The 16,410-nt window shown below is 60.5% G+C and carries 15 protein-coding genes and 1 pseudogene; 11 read left to right on the top strand and 5 right to left on the bottom strand.

The window, feature by feature from the left end; all coding sequences use genetic code 11:
- Positions 1–143: 143 nt before the first annotated feature.
- Positions 144–263: pseudogene (locus BWR59_RS33070) on the bottom strand (DUF1330 domain-containing protein); the annotation flags it as partial.
- Positions 264–365: 102 nt separating this feature from the next.
- On the opposite strand from BWR59_RS33070, the gene BWR59_RS25500 reads away from it, so the two are divergent.
- From BWR59_RS25500 to BWR59_RS25490, 3 genes are read left to right on the top strand one after another with little or no spacing between them, the layout of a single operon-like run.
- On the top strand, positions 366–998 hold the full coding sequence (locus BWR59_RS25500; RefSeq protein WP_081568460.1) for a CDP-alcohol phosphatidyltransferase family protein: 633 nt from the start codon (positions 366–368) through the stop codon (positions 996–998).
- Positions 985–1,584: a lysophospholipid acyltransferase family protein gene (locus BWR59_RS25495; RefSeq protein WP_081568459.1), complete on the top strand. Its 600-nt coding sequence runs from the start codon at positions 985–987 to the stop codon at positions 1,582–1,584. Before BWR59_RS25500 ends, BWR59_RS25495 begins: the two co-directional genes overlap by 14 nt.
- Positions 1,581–2,525 carry a phosphatidate cytidylyltransferase gene (locus tag BWR59_RS25490; protein ID WP_081568458.1) on the top strand — a complete coding sequence of 315 codons (945 nt, stop codon included), beginning with the start codon at positions 1,581–1,583 and terminating at the stop codon, positions 2,523–2,525. The genes BWR59_RS25495 and BWR59_RS25490 overlap by 4 nt, the downstream gene beginning before the upstream one ends.
- Positions 2,526–2,611: 86 nt before the next feature.
- Here BWR59_RS25490 and BWR59_RS25485 read toward each other — a convergent pair whose 3' ends face one another.
- Positions 2,612–2,905 carry a DUF1330 domain-containing protein gene (locus BWR59_RS25485; protein ID WP_081568457.1) on the bottom strand — a complete coding sequence of 98 codons (294 nt, stop codon included), beginning with the start codon at positions 2,903–2,905 and terminating at the stop codon, positions 2,612–2,614.
- A 112-nt stretch (positions 2,906–3,017) separates the two neighbouring features.
- Here BWR59_RS25485 and ribBA point away from each other — a divergent pair, with 112 nt between their 5' ends.
- From ribBA to BWR59_RS25455, 6 genes are all read left to right on the top strand, one after another.
- The gene (gene ribBA / locus BWR59_RS25480; protein WP_081568456.1) at positions 3,018–4,148 is read left to right on the top strand and encodes a bifunctional 3,4-dihydroxy-2-butanone-4-phosphate synthase/GTP cyclohydrolase II; all 1,131 of its coding nucleotides are present in this window, start codon (positions 3,018–3,020) and stop codon (positions 4,146–4,148) included.
- Between the two features lie 301 nt (positions 4,149–4,449).
- Positions 4,450–5,475 (top strand): ABC transporter substrate-binding protein, encoded by a 1,026-nt coding sequence (locus BWR59_RS25475; protein WP_081568455.1) that lies wholly within the window; start codon positions 4,450–4,452, stop codon positions 5,473–5,475.
- Positions 5,460–6,416, top strand: coding sequence for an ABC transporter permease (locus BWR59_RS25470; RefSeq protein WP_143490939.1), 957 nt, complete (start codon positions 5,460–5,462; stop codon positions 6,414–6,416). Before BWR59_RS25475 ends, BWR59_RS25470 begins: the two co-directional genes overlap by 16 nt.
- Before the next feature lie 6 nt (positions 6,417–6,422).
- On the top strand, positions 6,423–7,238 hold the full coding sequence (locus BWR59_RS25465) for an ABC transporter permease (RefSeq protein ID WP_081568454.1): 816 nt from the start codon (positions 6,423–6,425) through the stop codon (positions 7,236–7,238).
- Positions 7,235–8,386 (top strand): ABC transporter ATP-binding protein, encoded by a 1,152-nt coding sequence (locus BWR59_RS25460; protein ID WP_081568453.1) that lies wholly within the window; start codon positions 7,235–7,237, stop codon positions 8,384–8,386. The genes BWR59_RS25465 and BWR59_RS25460 overlap by 4 nt, the downstream gene beginning before the upstream one ends.
- A gap of 726 nt (positions 8,387–9,112) precedes the next feature.
- Positions 9,113–9,742: an START domain-containing protein gene (locus BWR59_RS25455; RefSeq protein WP_081568452.1), complete on the top strand. Its 630-nt coding sequence runs from the start codon at positions 9,113–9,115 to the stop codon at positions 9,740–9,742.
- A gap of 13 nt (positions 9,743–9,755) precedes the next feature.
- Here the strand turns inward: BWR59_RS25455 and BWR59_RS25450 are convergent, their stop codons facing one another.
- The gene (locus BWR59_RS25450; RefSeq protein ID WP_081568451.1) at positions 9,756–11,177 is read right to left on the bottom strand and encodes a cytosine permease; all 1,422 of its coding nucleotides are present in this window, start codon (positions 11,175–11,177) and stop codon (positions 9,756–9,758) included.
- A gap of 393 nt (positions 11,178–11,570) precedes the next feature.
- On the opposite strand from BWR59_RS25450, the gene BWR59_RS25445 reads away from it, so the two are divergent.
- Positions 11,571–12,056 (top strand): flavin reductase family protein, encoded by a 486-nt coding sequence (locus BWR59_RS25445; protein WP_081568450.1) that lies wholly within the window; start codon positions 11,571–11,573, stop codon positions 12,054–12,056.
- Between the two features lie 100 nt (positions 12,057–12,156).
- Positions 12,157–13,194, top strand: coding sequence for an LLM class flavin-dependent oxidoreductase (locus tag BWR59_RS25440; RefSeq protein ID WP_081568449.1), 1,038 nt, complete (start codon positions 12,157–12,159; stop codon positions 13,192–13,194).
- A gap of 342 nt (positions 13,195–13,536) precedes the next feature.
- On the opposite strand, the gene BWR59_RS25435 is transcribed toward BWR59_RS25440, so the two are convergent.
- The gene (locus BWR59_RS25435) at positions 13,537–14,862 is read right to left on the bottom strand and encodes an ammonium transporter (protein WP_081568448.1); all 1,326 of its coding nucleotides are present in this window, start codon (positions 14,860–14,862) and stop codon (positions 13,537–13,539) included.
- Between the two features lie 209 nt (positions 14,863–15,071).
- Complete coding sequence (locus tag BWR59_RS25430; RefSeq protein ID WP_081568447.1) at positions 15,072–16,406, bottom strand: FMN-binding glutamate synthase family protein; 1,335 nt, start codon at positions 16,404–16,406, stop codon at positions 15,072–15,074.
- Between the last annotated feature and the right edge of the window lie 4 nt (positions 16,407–16,410).

Here is a 16,410-nt window from a genome sequence, read left to right as displayed (position 1 = left end):
TTACTGATCGTTACTGATCGTTCCCACGCTCCGCGTGGGCATGCAGACCTCGACGCTCCGCGTCGGCGCCCGGTGGACGCAGAGCATCCTGGACTGCGTGACCACGCGGAGCGTGGGAACGATCATATGAGCCCGACGAAACCCTACCCCGCAAACCCCTCGACAATCACGATCTCGGCATGGGCCACGCCGTGTCGGTGGCTCATTGCTTCCTGATACTCGACCAAGTGATAACAGCCCTTGGACTCGTACTCATCCGATTCACAGTCACCCCATTTGGGAAACGCCCTACAGTCGAACCGATTTTTCAGGAATAGACTGTCCCCCCTTCGAATTCCAACGTCGAACCCGGATGGAGCGTTTCAATGAACGACAACAGAAGACCCATCAAAAGCCGCTCGACCCTCTGGGCAAGACGCATCACCGAAGCCCTTTCACGCAGCAACATCTCCCCCAATCAGATCTCCGTCGCCAGCCTGGGTTTTGCCGCCGCAGGCGTTCTGGCGCTGAATATCGACACCGGCATTGTGGGCTCCCTCCTCTGCGCGCTGGGCATTCAACTGCGCCTGCTGTGCAACCTGTTCGACGGGCTGGTCGCGGTTGAAGGCGGCAAGAAATCCACCTTCGGCAGCCTTTACAACGAATTCCCCGACCGACTGGCCGACAGCCTGCTGATCGTTGGCCTTGGTTATGCCATCAACCACCCTGAGCTAGGCTGGTTCGCCGCTCTGGCGGCAGCGCTCACCGCCTATGTCCGGGTGTTCGGCGGTTCGCTGGGCTTGACGCAACACTTCATGGGCCCGATGGCCAAGCAGCACAGGATGGCCGTGATGACCAGCGGGCTACTGGTCAACACCTTGGAAACCAGTGTGTTCGGCACCTATTACGCGTTGCTGGTTGCGCTGCTGATCATTGCGGCCGGCTCCACCCTGACCTGCGTCACACGAACGCTGGCCATCTGCAAGCAACTCGAGGAGGCGTCTCATGTGGATCAGTAAATGCCTGATCGCGCTGATCCGCTTTGTGATCGGCGCCACAGCACGGTGGGAAAGCCCGCCGGATCTTTCCCGCCAGCGAATCTACTTCGCCAATCACACCAGCCACATGGACACCCTGGTGGTCATCGCTGCGCTGCCGCCCGAGGCGCGGCGCGACGTCAAGCCGATCGCTGCAGCCGATTACTGGGGTAAGAACCGGTTCCTGTCGTACATCTCGCAAAACGTGCTCAACGCAGTGCTGATCGAACGCCACCCCGCTCCCGGTCAAAATGCACTGGAGCCTGTGTTCGAAGCGGTGCGTGCAGGCCACTCGATCATCATCTTTCCGGAAGGTACTCGATCCACGCGGCCGTTGCCGGGTGAATTCAAATCGGGCCTGTATCGGCTTCACCAAAGCTTCCCCGACGTCGACCTGGTGCCCATCTACCTGGAAAACCTCCACCGCTCCATGCCCAAGGGCAAGCATGTGCCGCTGCCGATTCTGTGCACGATCCGCATTGGCAACCCTCTGAACATCCAGGCGGGCGAAGACAAACAGGCGTTCCTGCAACGCGCCCGTGAAGCGATTGTGAGGCTATCGAAATGAGTCTGGATCAGAAATTCCTGTGGCTGTTTGGCGCGATGGGCGGCCTGCTGGCTTTCGCTTCGATCACCGGATGGCTGGTCGCGCGGCGCGCTCGAAGCGAGGGTGCAATCGCGACGGCGCAAAACCTGCAACAACGCATCAATGCGTGGTGGGGGATGCTGATCATCCTCTTCCTTTCGCAACTGTTGGGCAGTACTGCGACCGTGGTGCTGTACGGTTTCATCTCGCTGTTCGCGCTCCGCGAGTTCATCACCCTGGCGCCTACTGCTCGCAGCGACCATAACGCACTGTTCTCGGCTTTTTTCATTCTGATCCCGCTGCAATACACGTTGATCGGCACCCACTGGTATTCAATGTTCACCCTGCTGATTCCGGTGTACGCCTTCCTGCTCTTACCCGCGATTGCGGTACTGAGCGGAGACACCGACGCCTTTCTCGAGCGCTCGGCGAAAATCCAGTGGGGGGTGATGATCTGCGTTTACTGCATCAGTCACGCGCCGGCGTTGCTGCTGCTGGACCTGCAAGGTTTCGAAGGGCAGAACGCCCTGCTGCTGTTCTACCTGGTGTTTGTGGTTCAGATCAGCGATGTCTTGCAGTACGTGTTCGGCAAGCTGTTCGGCAAGCACAAGGTCGCGCCGCGGGTCAGCCCGTCAAAAACAGTGGAAGGCCTGATCGGTGGTGGACTCTCAGCCACCCTGATCGGGGGATGCATGTTCTGGATCACACCGTTCAGCTTCGTCGAGTCACTGCTGATGTCGCTGGTGATCGTCGTCATGGGCTTTCTCGGCGGCCTGGTCATGTCGGCGATCAAACGCAGCCTCAGCGCCAAAGACTGGGGAACGATGATCAAGGGTCACGGCGGCATGCTGGACCGCATGGACTCCGTGTGTTTTGCGGCGCCCATCTTCTTCCATATGACCCGGTACTTCTTCTCCGTCTGATACCGCAGTAGCCGCGCGGCTTGCCAGCGCCAGCGATCCTTGAATCACCATCGCCAGCAAGCCGGGGCGCCTTTCATAGCGCGGGGCTACCCCGCAAACGCCTCGACAATCACGATCTCGGCATGGGCCACGCCGTGTCGGTGGCTCATCGCCTCCTGATACTCGACCGAGTGATAACAGGCCAATGCCTGCTCGTAGGATTCGAACTCGATGATCACGGTGCGCTGCGGGGTCTTGCGGCCTTCCAACGCTTCGGCGCGGCCGCCGCGTGCCAGAAACTTCCCGCCGTATTTGGCGAATGCCGCAGGCCCGCGCTGGGTGTATTCGGCGTATTGCGTCGGGTCGGTGATGTCTACGTGGGCAATCCAGTAAGCCTTCATTCGCACTCTCGCTGATTAATCAATGTTGTGGTTTCAAAACGCTGGAATCTGTGAAATATTCTGTCTTATGGTATACCACTATTTTCCATCTCATAAAACAGAGATCCCGAGTATGGCGTTCGACCGCATCGAAGACATCATCGAAGATTACCGCCAAGGCAAGATGGTCCTCTTGGTCGATGACGAAGACCGCGAAAACGAAGGCGACCTGCTGCTTGCGGCCGACCGCTGCACTCCACAGGCCATCAGCTTCATGGCCAACGAAGCGCGCGGTCTGATCTGCCTGACGCTGACCGACGATCATTGCCAGCGGCTGGGCCTGGAGCAAATGGTGCCGAGCAACGGCAGCGTGTTTTCCACGGCCTTCACGGTATCGATCGAAGCAGCGACCGGCGTCACCACCGGCATTTCCGCAGCCGACCGGGCGCGCACCGTGCAGGCGGCCGTTGCACTGGATGCCCAGCCGGAAGACCTGGTGCAGCCCGGTCATATCTTTCCGTTGCGCGCCCGCGAGGGCGGTGTGCTGACCCGCGCCGGGCATACCGAGGCCGGTTGCGATCTGGCGAGTCTTGCTGGCTTCACTCCAGCTTCGGTGATCGTCGAAGTGATGAACGACGACGGGACCATGGCTCGCCGCCCTGACCTGGAACGCTTCGCGGAAAAGCACGGCATCCGCATCGGCACCATCGCCGACCTGATCCATTACCGCCTGAGCACCGAACACACGGTGGTGCGCATCGGCGAACGCGAGTTGCCGACGGTACACGGCACTTTCCGCCTGATCAGCTACGAGGATCGCATCGAAGGCGGTGTCCACATGGCCATGGTCATGGGTGATGTGCGCCGAGACGAACCGACGCTGGTGCGCGTGCATGTGGTGGATCCGCTGCGCGACCTGGTGGGCGCGGAATACAACGGCCCGGTCAACTGGACGCTGTGGGCCGCCCTGCAAAAGGTCGCCGAAGAAGGCCGAGGCGTCGTTGTGGTGCTGGCCAATCACGAATCTTCCCAGGCGCTGCTCGAACGTATCCCGCAGTTGACCCAAGCGCCGCGCCAGTACACCCGTTCGCAGTCGCGAATTTATTCGGAAGTCGGCACCGGGGCGCAAATCCTGCAAGACATCGGCGTCGGCAAACTGCGTCACCTGGGCCCTCCGCTGAAATACGCGGGCCTCACCGGCTACGATCTGGAAGTGGTTGAAAGCATTCCGTTTCCTGGCACCGTACAGCCCGCTTCGAGCTGATACGTTTCACCGGTCAATCACCGTTTGGCCCTGTAAACACGGGGCCTGTCCTTACAAAAAAATCAAAAATACGAGGTTTTCAGAACGGCAAAGTGCTTGCAGAAAGTTTGGAATACCATAATATGACATTCCGTAGGCCGTAGCTTTTTTCAGTCAGTGGCGCCCGCAAGGGACAGCACAAACAACAGCCCCTGACCGGCCCCGTTTTTCAAGGCTTGAGGATGAGAATCCGAAGGCCCACTGCTCCCGACAGGCGGGCAACAGAAGCCCGCTCAAAAACACAACAAATGAGGGCGTGAAAATGGTGTTGATTCAACGTGCAACAGCGGTCCTGGCAGCGGGTGTGTTGGCCTTCTCGTGTCACGCCGCGATGGCTGCCGACAGCGTCAATTTCGTCAGCTGGGGCGGCTCGACTCAGGATGCACAAAAGCAGGCCTGGGCCAACTCGTTCACCAAGAGCTCCGGCACCGCCGTGGTTCAGGACGGCCCTACCGACTACGGCAAACTCAAGGCCATGGTCGAGAGCGGCAACGTGCAGTGGGATGTGGTCGACGTCGAAGCCGACTTCGCCCTGCGTGCCGCCAGCGAAGGCCTGCTCGAACCCCTCGATTTCAACGTGATCAAGAAAGATCGCATCGACCCACGCTTCGTCTCGGACCACGGCGTCGGCTCCTTCTACTTCTCCTTCGTGCTCGGCTACAACGAAAGCAAACTCGGCAAGGCCAAGCCGGATGACTGGACCGCCCTGTTCGACACCAAGACCTACCCCGGCAAACGCGCGCTGTACAAATGGCCGAGCCCTGGCGTGCTGGAGCTGGCGCTGCTGGCTGATGGCGTGCCCGCCGACAAGCTCTATCCGCTGGACCTGGATCGCGCTTTCAAGAAGCTCGACACCATCAAGAAAGACATCGTCTGGTGGGGTGGCGGCGCTCAATCGCAACAACTGCTGGCGTCCGGTGAAGCTTCGCTGGGCCAGTTCTGGAACGGCCGCACCTATGCCCTGCAGCAGGATGGCGCACCGGTTGGCGTGAGCTGGAAGCAGAACCTGGTCATGGCTGATTTCCTGGTGGTACCGAAGGGCGCGAAGAACAAGGACGCAGCGATGAAGCTGATTGCCGAGGCGTCCAGCGCCAAGGGTCAGGCAGACTTCTCCAACCTGACCGCCTATGCGCCGGTCAATCTGGACAGCGTTCAGCGCCTGGACTCGGCCCTCGCGCCGAACCTGCCAACCGCCTACGCTAAGGATCAAATCACTCTCGACTTCGCGTACTGGGCCAAGAACGGTCCGGCCATCGCGACACGGTGGAACGAATGGCTGGTCAAATAAAAATGACGGCCCTCGCGTCCCGTCAATCCAAGCCTGTCGGTGGTGCGTCCAGCACCGCCGGCGCGGCACCCGCTCAGGCCGTGACGATGAAACAGACAACCCCGTTGTCGCAGCGCTGGAAAGGCAGCCGCAACCTGCTGCCCGCCCTGCTCTTTCTCGGTCTGTTTTTCTTCGCGCCGTTGATCGGTCTGTTGCTGCGCGGCGTACTGGAACCGACGCCGGGGCTGGGTAACTACGAGCAACTGTTCGCCAACTCCGCTTATGCGCGAGTGCTGTTCAATACCTTCTCGGTGGCGGGTCTGGTCACGCTGTTCAGCCTGTTGCTGGGCTTTCCGCTGGCCTGGGCGATCACGCTGGTGCCACGCGGCTGGGGTCGCTGGATGCTCAACATCGTGCTGCTGTCGATGTGGACCAGTCTGTTGGCGCGCACCTATTCCTGGCTGGTGCTGTTGCAGGCATCGGGTGTCATCAACAAGGCGTTGATGGCGATGGGCATCATCGATCAGCCGCTGGAAATGGTGCACAACCTGACCGGCGTGGTGATTGGCATGAGCTACATCATGATCCCGTTCATCGTGTTGCCGTTGCAGGCGACCATGGCCGCCATCGACCCGATGGTGCTGCAGGCCGGTTCCATCTGCGGCGCGAGTCCCTGGACCAACTTCTTCAAAGTGTTCCTGCCGCTGTGTCGCTCGGGCCTGTTCTCGGGCGGTCTGATGGTGTTCGTCATGTCGCTCGGGTACTACGTCACCCCGGCTCTGCTCGGCGGCGCCCAAGACATGATGCTGCCGGAATTCATCGTCCAGCAGGTGCAATCGTTCCTCAACTGGGGTTTGGCCAGTGCCGGCGCCGCGTTGCTGATCGTGATCACTCTGGTGCTGTTCTATTTCTACCTCAAGCTGCAGCCGGAATCCCCGGTCGGCGCCACTAACGCGAGGTAAACCGCCATGCTCCTGACTCCCAATGCCATGAGCCCGCGCCTGCGCTGGGGCCTGTATTCGGTCACCGGGCTGATCGCGCTGTTTCTGCTGCTGCCGATCGTGTTCATCGTGCTGCTGTCGTTCGGCTCCTCGCAGTGGCTGGTGTTTCCACCGCCCGGCTGGACGCTGAAGTGGTATCAGCAGTTCTTCAACAATCCGGAATGGATGGCAGCCGCTTTCGCCAGTCTGAAAGTCGCGGTACTGACGACCATCTGTGCCGTAGCGTTGGGCCTGCCGACCGCTTTCGCACTGGTGCGCGGACGCTTTCCGGGGCGCGACATGCTGTACGGCATCTTCACCCTGCCGATGATCGTGCCGCTGGTGATCATCGCCGTGGCGGTCTATGCGCTGTTTCTCAAGCTCGGTTATACCGGCACGCTGTTTTCTTTCGTGGTCAGCCACGTGATCGTCGCGCTGCCCTTCACCATTATCTCGATCATCAACTCGCTGAAGCTGTTCGATCAGTCCATTGAGGATGCAGCGGTCATCTGCGGTGCCTCGCGGATTCAGGCAGTGCTCAAGGTGACATTTCCGGGGATTCGTCCCGGCATGGTGGCCGGTGCGCTGTTTGCCTTTCTGGTGTCGTGGGATGAGGTGGTGCTGAGCGTGATGATGGCCAGCCCGAACCTGCAGACCCTGCCCGTCAAGATGTGGACCACCCTGCGCCAGGACCTGACCCCGGTGATCGCCGTCGCCTCGACGCTGCTGATCGCCCTGTCGGTACTGGTGATGTTTATCGCCGCGACCCTGCGTCGCCGCAACGAAGCGAGGATGCCTTCATGAGCGCCGTGATCAAAGATTCCGCACAGCCACAGCAGACCCTGGTCAGCCTGTGCAACCTGAACAAGCATTACGGCGATTTCGCTGCAGTGGACAACATCTCGCTGGACATCCAGGACGGCGAATTCCTGACTTTCCTTGGCTCCAGCGGCTCGGGCAAGAGCACCACGCTGTCGATGCTGGCGGGGTTCGAGACGCCCAGCTCCGGCGAGATTCTGGTGTCGGGTAAATCCCTGGTGAACGTGCCGCCGCACAAGCGCGATATCGGCATGGTGTTCCAACGTTATTCGTTGTTTCCGCATCTATCGGTGCGCGACAACATTGCCTTCCCGCTCGCAATCCGCAAGCTCGCCCCGGCCGAGCGCAACAAGCGCGTCGACGCGATGCTCAAGCTGGTGCAACTGGAACAGTTCGCCCATCGCCGCCCTTCGCAACTGTCGGGCGGGCAGCAGCAGCGCGTTGCGATCGCTCGGGCTCTGGTGTACGAGCCACGGATTCTGCTGATGGACGAACCTCTTGGCGCGCTGGACAAGAAGCTGCGTGAGGATTTGCAGGACGAGTTGCGCCAGCTTCATCGCCGGCTCGGCATCACCATTGTTTACGTGACTCACGATCAGGAAGAAGCCATGCGGCTGTCTCAGCGCATCGCGATTTTCAGCCACGGCAAGATTGTCGGGCTTGGCAGTGGTTATGACTTGTATCAGAACCCGCCGAATGCTTTCGTTGCTTCGTTTCTGGGGAATTCCAATTTCCTCAAGCTCAAGGCGCAGGGCAATGGCGTGGCGACGTTCGAGGGGCAGTCGCTGTCGATCCGGCTGACGGCGGGGCTGGTGACGGATCAGGATGTGTTGTTGATGATTCGTCCGGAAAAGGCCCAGGCGTTGAGCGTCGAGCAGGCGGCGTTGCAGCCGTTGCAGACTGGCTGGAATGAGGTCAGTGCGAAGGTGGGTGAGGTGTTGTTTTTGGGGGAGAGTCAGACGTGTACGGTGATGACTCAGGGTGGGACGAGTATGACGGTCAAGGCGCTTTCTGCAGCCGGGATGCCGCTCAAGGCCGGGGATCAGGTGCGGGTTCGGTGGGCTACGGCGGATGCGTGTGTTTATACGCAGTGGGCGGAGAGTGATTTGAACAAGGCGGCTGGGGCGCATTGATTTTCGTCCGTAGGTTCAGCGTCGCTGAAGAGCGTTCTGGCTAACGCCAGAGCTGTTTCGCCTTCGGCGAGTTACTTTTTCAAGAGCCGGAGTGCCGGACCATCAAAAAGTAACCAAAAGGCCCTGCTCCTGGTTGGGCCCGACTTCGTCGGGTACCTTCACTCCGGCGACGCTCCGTGGGCCCGCCGCCGACCGGCCATCCATGGCCGAACGGCGGCTCTCGCGGCATCCATGCCGCTCGGCCCACTCCACGCCACCTGCGTTCAGCCTGCACCCAAGTCGCGATTTGTGGTGTGTGGGCTATTGCGCGCTTAGAAGCAAAAGCAGGAGCAAGAGCAGCAGGATCAGGATCGGGATCTTCGGTGCTCCTTGTAGCAGTCCGGCTTCGCCGGCGATGGTGTACTCATGATCGCCACCGTCGGCGAGCCGGACTGCTACGGTGTTGTGTATCGAGCCGAGATTTTAGAGTTGAACACCGATCTCTGTGGGAGAAGCCGGAGCTGTGCGAGGGTACGGGCCGCGATTCGGACGAGGCGGTGGATCAGTTAGCAGATGAGCCATCAGACACACCGCCATCGCTGCCAGCACCCTCGCACAGCTCCGGCGTCTCCCGCGGGTATTGGGTAAAAACCGCGGGCTGCGTTCGTCAACAGTCAAATCCTCCCTATTCTCACCTATGCTCTGAAGACCCGCGCCTCGCCAACGTGCAGTCCTGGAGCTTCCCTGATGAAAACACTGCCCGTCCTGTGCGCCCTGCTGCTTCCCGTTTTCTGCGCTTACGCCATCGCTGAAGACTGGAAGCTCGCCAAAGACGAAGACGGCATCAAGGTCTACCTCAACAGCGCACCTGGCTCGCAGTATCAGAGTTTTCGTGGGGTGGCGCGGATCAAGGCCGACGTTCAGACCCTGAGCTATCTGCAGGAAAACCTCACCATCGCCTGCAAATGGCTGTACGCCTGCGCCGACATGCGCCTGCTGAAAGTCGACGGCGACAGCTCGTTCGTCTACCTCACCACCGCCCTGCCATGGCCCGCCGCTACGCGTGACATGGTGCTCAAGGTGCAGACTGAACAAGGCGACGACGGCAGCGTATTGCGGCATTTGAGTGCCGTGAATGACATGGAGCCAACCGTACCGGGGATGATCCGCGTCGAGCAGTTGCAGGGGATCTGGCAGATGGTGCCCAAGGGCGAGCGGGAAACCGAGGTGACCTATCAACTGCAGGCAGAACCTGCAGGTGATATTCCGTCGTGGCTGGCGAACAGGTTCGTGATCGATGCACCGATGGTGACGCTCAAGACCCTGCGCGCCGTTGCCGAACGCCAGGGTGGGCATTCGGCCGAGAGCGACAAATAACCTGTTACTGACCTCAGTCGGTAAACCCCAATCGCGCCGCCTTGCTCTTCTCCTGCGCCCGCCCGCGAGTCGCCAGGCAGTAATACAGCGGGCACGTCACCAGCAGCCCCGCTAGCCAGGACAAGTCGACGCCTTCCAGATAGTTGGCGTAAGGCCCGACGTACAGCGAGGTATTGGCGAATGGCAGCTGGACGATGATGCCAATGAAGTAGGCGATGATCGCGTGAGGATTGAAGCGCCCGTATATCCCGCCGTCCGAACTGAAGATCGAGGCGATGTCATAGCTGCCGCGCTTGATCAGGTAGAAGTCGATCAGGTTGATCGAAGCCCACGGCACCAGCACGATCAGCAACGTGAGGATCAGGCCGATGAACTGCGAGATGAAGTCGCTTGAAGCACCCACCGCCGTGATGCAGCAGCCCGCCAGGATCAACGTCGCCAGCACCACGCGCACCTTGATGCTTGGCGTCCAGTTACCGGCAAAGGTCTGGATCGATGTGACGATGGAGAGCACCGCGCCATAAAGGTTCAAGGCGTTGTGGCTGATGATGTTGAGCAGGAACAGCAGCATCAGGATCGGGCCCAGAAAACCGGTCGCCTGCTTGACCGCCACCATCGCCTCCGTGCCTTCAGGGGTGGCCAGTACCGCCACCGCGCCAAAGCTGAACGACAGAATGGTGCCCAGGGTGGCGCCGAAATAGGTCGCCCAGAATGGTTTGGCAATGCCGATATCGCACGGCAGATAACGCGAGTAGTCGGACACATAGGGCGAGAAACTGATCTGCCAGATGATGCCCAGGCAGATTGTCGCCAGCCAGCCCGACAGATTGAAGCTGCCTCGACTGAAGAAGTCCAGTGGCAGGTCCTGACTGAAGATCATGATGAACCCGGCCAGCAGCGCTGCGCCCATGACCCAGGTGCCGATGCGGTTGAGGGTATGGATGAAGCGATAGCCGATTACGCCAATGGCCGTGGCGCTCAGGGCACCGATCACCACGCCCACCGGCAGCGGCACCGCAGGCAGCATGCCGTGGATAGACTGCCCGGCCAGCACGATGTTGGAGATGAAGAAGCCGACGTAGATCAGCGCTGCGAAGAACACGATCAGCAGTGCGCCGTAACGGCCGAACTGACCGCGGCTCTGAACCATCTGCGGAATGCCCATGCGCGGGCCTTGTGCCGAGGCGAGGGCAATCACCACCCCGCCGATCATGTGGCCGAGGGCAATGGCTATCAAACCCCACAGCAGATTGAGGTGAAACACCTGAACCACCATCGCCCCGGTCACAATCGGCAACGGGGCGATATTGGTGCTGAACCACAAGGTGAACAGGTCCCGTGCCTTGCCATGGCGCTCGGCCAGGGGCACGTAGTCGACGGTGTGGTTTTCGATCAAGGGTGTGGTGTGGCTGTCGCGGGAATCGGAAGTAGTCATCGTCTCGCCTGAGTGCTTGTCTTTGTTCTTGTGTTCTTGCCGAGCTAAAACCATGAAGCGCCACTGCAACTCTCGAGCCACCGTGGCGCCTTCAACGCCGCAAACACTTCCCTGCACTCACGAGCCACACAACCATATTATGGTATGCCAACAATTTACAACCATCTCGCCGCATATTTTGTGCGGATGGCAAGACTCAGACGTCGCTGGAAAAACCGGTTCAGCACCGTCTGAACCGCCGCTCTACAAGGGCCCTGAGCCGTTTATCGAGTACCGCCAATCAGCCTGCACAAAAGAAAAACACTTGCACGATTAGTATTACGGTATACCATCAGACACATAAAAACCGGCTGACTGCTTTACACCCCGGCCACCGACCGCAGAGGTAGCAAAATGATCGACGCAAACGCCTATAAAAACGTCATGGGCTCCTTCCCTTCCGGCGTCACGGTGATCACCACCCTCAATGACGACGGTGAAGTGGTCGGCCTGACCGCCAGTGCTTTCAGCTCGTTGTCGATGGACCCGCCTCTGGTGCTGTTCTGCCCCAACTACAGCTCCGATTCCTACCCGACGCTGATCAAGAACAAGCGCTTCGCCATTCACCTGTTGTCCGGCACCCAGCAGAGCGAGGCCTACGCCTTCGCCCGCAAAGGCAAGGACAAGGCCGCCGGCATCGAGTGGACCTTGAGCGAACTGGGTAACCCTCTGCTGGCGAACGCGACGGCGATCATCGAATGCGAGCTGTGGCGCGAGTACGAAGGCGGTGATCACGCGATCATGGTCGGCGCGGTGAAGAACCTGATCCTTCCCGAACAGCCTGCGAGCCCCATGGTGTATTGCCGAGGAAAGATGGGCGCCCTGCCCGTTCTGGCCTGATCTGTAGGCACTTGAAGATCCACGACACAAAGTATTACGGTATACCGAAAACGCCTGACTGCTCTTGATCGAGCGGTAAGAAAAATCTGAGGTAAGCGTCATGAAATTTTCGTTGTTCGTGCACATGGAACGCTGGGATGAATCCGTCAGCCACCGGCAGCTGTTCGAAGACCTGACCGAGTTGACGCTGATGGCCGAAAAAGGCGGCTTCAGCACTGTGTGGATCGGCGAACACCACGCCATGGAATACACCATTTCGCCGAGCCCTATGCCGCTGCTGGCGTATCTGGCCGGCAAAACCACGACAATTCATCTGGGCGCCGGCACCATCATCGCGCCGTTCTGGCACCCGCTGCGGGTGGCCGGTGAATGCGCACTGCTGGACGTGATCAGTACCGGGCGCATGGAAGTGGGTCTGGCGCGCGGCGCCTACCAGGTCGAGTTCGACCGCATGGCCGGCGGCATGCCTGCGTCTTCTGGCGGTCAGGCGCTGCGTGAAATGGTCCCGGTGGTCAAGGCGCTGTGGCAGGGCGACTACGCCCACGACGGCGAGATCTGGAAATTCCCCACCTCCACCAGCGTGCCGAAACCGGTGCGCACTCCGCCGATGTGGATCGCCGCCCGCGACCCGGATTCGCATAATTTCGCGGTGGCCAACGGCTGCAACGTGATGGTCACCCCGCTGATGAAGGGCGATGAAGAAGTCGTCGACCTGAAGAACAAGTTCGAAACCGCACTGGCCAACAACCCGGACGTGCCACGCCCTCAGTTGATGGTGCTGCGTCACACCCATGTCCACGCAGAGAACGATCCGGAAGGCTGGAAAGTCGGCGCCAAGGCGATCTCGAAGTTCTACCGCACCTTCGATGCCTGGTTCGGCAACAAGACCACGCCGGTCAATGGTTTCCTCGCGCCAAGCCCTGAAGAGAAGTTTGCCGAGCGCCCCGAGTTCGCCCTCGAAAGCCTGCACAAGACGGCCATGATCGGCACCCCGGAAGAGATCATCCCGCGCATCAAGTACTACCAGGAACTGGGCGTCGACGAGTTCAGCTTCTGGTGCGACAACAGCCTGCCCCACGCCGAGAAGAAGAAGTCCCTTGAGTTGTTCATCAAGCACGTGGTGCCCGCGTTCCGTTGATTGAACATTGTTGATCTTGATATCGATCGTGCCCAGGCTCCGCGTGGGCATGCATCCCGTGACGCTCCGCGTCACCAACAGCGGACGCAGAGCGCCCGGAGCGGCATTCCCACGCAGAGCGTGGGTACGATCTAACGGCATACACACATCTGTAGCAGTCGGCTTGCCGGCGGTGGCGCCCTCGGAATCGCCCAGGCAGCAAGCCGTGCTGCTACACGTGATCGTGCCCACGCTCTGCGTGGGCACCCATCCCGTGACGCTCCGCGTCACAACAGCGGACGCAGAGCGTTCTGAGCGGCATTCCCATGCAGAGCGTGGGAACGATTAATGCGCAAGTCCGGCTTAGTGGTTGTAAGCACTCTCGTTGTGCTCGGCTAGGTCCAGACCCATTTCTTCGACATGCTCATCGGCGCGCAAGCCCACGACGGCCTTGACCACCTTGAGAATCACCCAGCTGACTGCGAAGCAATAAACCGTGGTGAACGCTACGCCTTTGATCTGCGCGATAACCTGTCCTCCCAGTGTCACGCCTTCAACCAGACCGCCCAGCGACGGCACGCAGAACACGCCGGTCAACACCGCACCGATCATACCGCCGATGCCGTGCAGGCCGAACACGTCGAGGCTATCGTCGTAGCCAAAGCGCTTTTTCAGCACGGTCACGCTCAGGTAGCAGAACACGCCGCACAACAGGCCGATGGCCAACGCACCGCCAACACCGACATAGGCGCATGCCGGGGTGATGCCGACCAGACCCGCCAGTGCACCGCTCGCCAGACCCAGAGCACTCGGTTTACCGACCTTGAACCACTCGGTGAACATCCAGCCCAGAATACCGGCGCACGCGCCCAGTTGGGTGTTGAGCATGACGATGCCCGACAACCCGTTCAGGCCGCCGCCGGAACCGATGTTGAAACCGAACCAGCCAACCCACAGCATCGCCGCACCGACCATGGTCAGGCTCAGGTTATGCGCAGGCATCGGTGCGTTTACGTAGCCTTTGCGCTTGCCCAGCATCAGGCAGGCCGCCAGCGCCGCGACGCCCGCGTTGATGTGCACCGCTGTGCCGCCAGCGAAGTCCAGCACGCCCCAGTTGTGCATCAAGGCGCCCGCCCCGCCCCAGACCATGTGCGCAACCGGCGCGTACACCAGGGTGAACCAGATCGCCATGAACAGCAGCGCAGCGGAGAACTTCATGCGTTCGGCGAATGCACCGGCAATCAGCGCCGGGGTGATGATGGCGAAGGTCATCTGGAAGGTCACGAACACGCCCTCCGGAATGTCGCCGACCAGGCTTTCAGGCGTCATGCCCGCCAGAAACGCGCGGCTCAAGCCACCGACGAAGCTGTTGAAACTCACCTGCCCCTCGACCATGTTGGTGGTGTCCACCACCATGCTGTAGCCATAGATCACCCAAAGCACGCCAACCAGCCCGGCAACGCCGAAGCACTGGGTGAACAGCGAAAGCATATTCTTGGCCCGAACCAGACCGCCGTAGAACAGCGCCAGACCTGGCAGGCACATGAACAGCACCAGTACGGCGGCGGTGACCATCCAGGCCGTGCTGCCGGTGTTGAGTGTCGGGGCGTCGGCCGCATGGGCCAGAGGAACGAAAGCGCTGAGCGCCAGTAATGAAAGAAGGGATTTGCCGGGTAGACGGTTAACCATTTTCGAAGCTCCTGCAATGAATGGAAAAGTGTCTGGCAGATAGCGATGTGATGAAACGTCGGGCCTTGCTGGCCTCTTGAGATGGACAAAACAAAAAATGACCGACGGAAAATGGCCTCTGTAGCAGCACGGCTTGCCGGCGGTGGCGTCATCAAGATCGCTGCCGCCGGCAAGCCGGACTGCTACAGGGCGTCGCGCGCAGTGATTGCTTAGTACTGCGTCCCCGGAATCCACGAAGTCCCTGCCAGTGGCACCCGGGCCATGGCCGCCGATTCCACGGTCAGCGCCACCAGATCCTCGGGGTCGAGGTTATGCAGGTGGGACTTGCCGCAAGCACGGGCCATGGTTTGTGCTTCCAGGACCAATACACGCAAATAGTTGGCCAACCTGCGCCCGCCTTCTACCGGGTCCAGACGTTTCGACAGTTCCGGGTCCTGGGTGGTGATGCCCGCAGGGTCGCGGCCGTTCTGCCAGTCGTCATAGAATCCGGCGGCTGAGCCGATTTTCTTCAGTTCTTCGTCCAGCCGCGGATGGTTGTCGCCCAGTGCGATCAATGCCGCCGTACCGATGGCGACGGCATCAGCACCCAACGCCATGGCCTTGGCCACGTCTGCACCGTTGCGGATACCACCGGAGACGATCAGCTGCACTTTGCGGTGCATGCCCATCTCTTGCAGCGCCTGAACGGCCTGGGGAATGGCCGGCAGAATCGGGATGCCAACGTGTTCGATGAACACTTCCTGAGTCGCCGCCGTGCCGCCTTGCATGCCGTCGAGCACGATCACATCGGCACCGGCTTTCACCGCCAGCTTGACGTCGTAGTACGGGCGGCTGGCGCCGATTTTCACGTAGATCGGCTTTTCCCAATCGGTGATTTCGCGGATCTCGGCAATCTTGATCGCCAGGTCATCCGGCCCCGTCCAGTCCGGGTGACGGCACGCCGAGCGCTGATCGACGCCGATTGGCAAGGTGCGCATACCGGCCACGCGCTCGGTGACTTTCATGCCCAGCAGCATGCCGCCGCCCCCGGGTTTAGCGCCTTGCCCCAGCACGATTTCGATGGCATCGGCCTTGCGCAGATCGTCCGGGTTCATGCCATAACGCGACGGCAGGTACTGATACACCAGATGTTGCGACTGTCCGCGTTCTTCAGGGGTCATCCCGCCGTCACCGGTGGTGGTGCTCGTGCCGGCGATGGTCGCGCCACGGCCCAGGGCTTCCTTGGCGTTGGCCGATAGCGCGCCGAAGCTCATGCCGGCGATGGTCACCGGAATCTTCAGGTGGATCGGCTTCTTGGCGAAGCGGTTGCCGAGGATCACGTCGGTGCCGCATTTTTCGCGGTAGCCTTCCAGCGGGTAGCGGGAAACACTGGCGCCAAGCAGCAGCAGGTCATCGAAATGCGGCAGCTTGCGCTTGGTGCCGCCACCGCGGATGTCGTAGATGCCGGTTTCGGCGGCACGCTGGATTTCCTGGATGGTCATGCGATCGAAAGTGGCAGACTCGCGCAGTACTGGCGGTGCTTTTGGAGTAGTGGAATCGCTCATGGTC

This window comes from Pseudomonas sp. Bc-h, from assembly GCF_002080045.1.
Classification (GTDB): domain Bacteria; phylum Pseudomonadota; class Gammaproteobacteria; order Pseudomonadales; family Pseudomonadaceae; genus Aquipseudomonas.
The sequence above is the reverse complement of the archived record's forward strand: the minus strand, read 5'-3'. Positions and strand labels throughout refer to the sequence as shown.

Bases quoted from the DNA above. Each gene is read 5' to 3' on its own strand.
- BWR59_RS25470 (WP_143490939.1), top strand. From the start codon at position 5,460: ATGGCTGGTCAAATAAAAATGACGGCCCTCGCGTCCCGTCAATCCAAG.
- BWR59_RS25440 (WP_081568449.1), top strand. From the start codon at position 12,157: ATGAAATTTTCGTTGTTCGTGCACATGGAACGCTGGGATGAATCCGTC.
- BWR59_RS25435 (WP_081568448.1), bottom strand. From the start codon at position 14,862: ATGGTTAACCGTCTACCCGGCAAATCCCTTCTTTCATTACTGGCGCTC.
- BWR59_RS25455 (WP_081568452.1), top strand. From the start codon at position 9,113: ATGAAAACACTGCCCGTCCTGTGCGCCCTGCTGCTTCCCGTTTTCTGC.
- ribBA (WP_081568456.1), top strand. From the start codon at position 3,018: ATGGCGTTCGACCGCATCGAAGACATCATCGAAGATTACCGCCAAGGC.
- BWR59_RS25465 (WP_081568454.1), top strand. From the start codon at position 6,423: ATGCTCCTGACTCCCAATGCCATGAGCCCGCGCCTGCGCTGGGGCCTG.
- BWR59_RS25495 (WP_081568459.1), top strand. From the start codon at position 985: ATGTGGATCAGTAAATGCCTGATCGCGCTGATCCGCTTTGTGATCGGC.
- BWR59_RS25445 (WP_081568450.1), top strand. From the start codon at position 11,571: ATGATCGACGCAAACGCCTATAAAAACGTCATGGGCTCCTTCCCTTCC.
- BWR59_RS25475 (WP_081568455.1), top strand. From the start codon at position 4,450: ATGGTGTTGATTCAACGTGCAACAGCGGTCCTGGCAGCGGGTGTGTTG.
- BWR59_RS25490 (WP_081568458.1), top strand. From the start codon at position 1,581: ATGAGTCTGGATCAGAAATTCCTGTGGCTGTTTGGCGCGATGGGCGGC.
- BWR59_RS25460 (WP_081568453.1), top strand. From the start codon at position 7,235: ATGAGCGCCGTGATCAAAGATTCCGCACAGCCACAGCAGACCCTGGTC.
- BWR59_RS25430 (WP_081568447.1), bottom strand. From the start codon at position 16,406: ATGAGCGATTCCACTACTCCAAAAGCACCGCCAGTACTGCGCGAGTCT.
- BWR59_RS25500 (WP_081568460.1), top strand. From the start codon at position 366: ATGAACGACAACAGAAGACCCATCAAAAGCCGCTCGACCCTCTGGGCA.
- BWR59_RS25450 (WP_081568451.1), bottom strand. From the start codon at position 11,177: ATGACTACTTCCGATTCCCGCGACAGCCACACCACACCCTTGATCGAA.
- BWR59_RS25485 (WP_081568457.1), bottom strand. From the start codon at position 2,905: ATGAAGGCTTACTGGATTGCCCACGTAGACATCACCGACCCGACGCAA.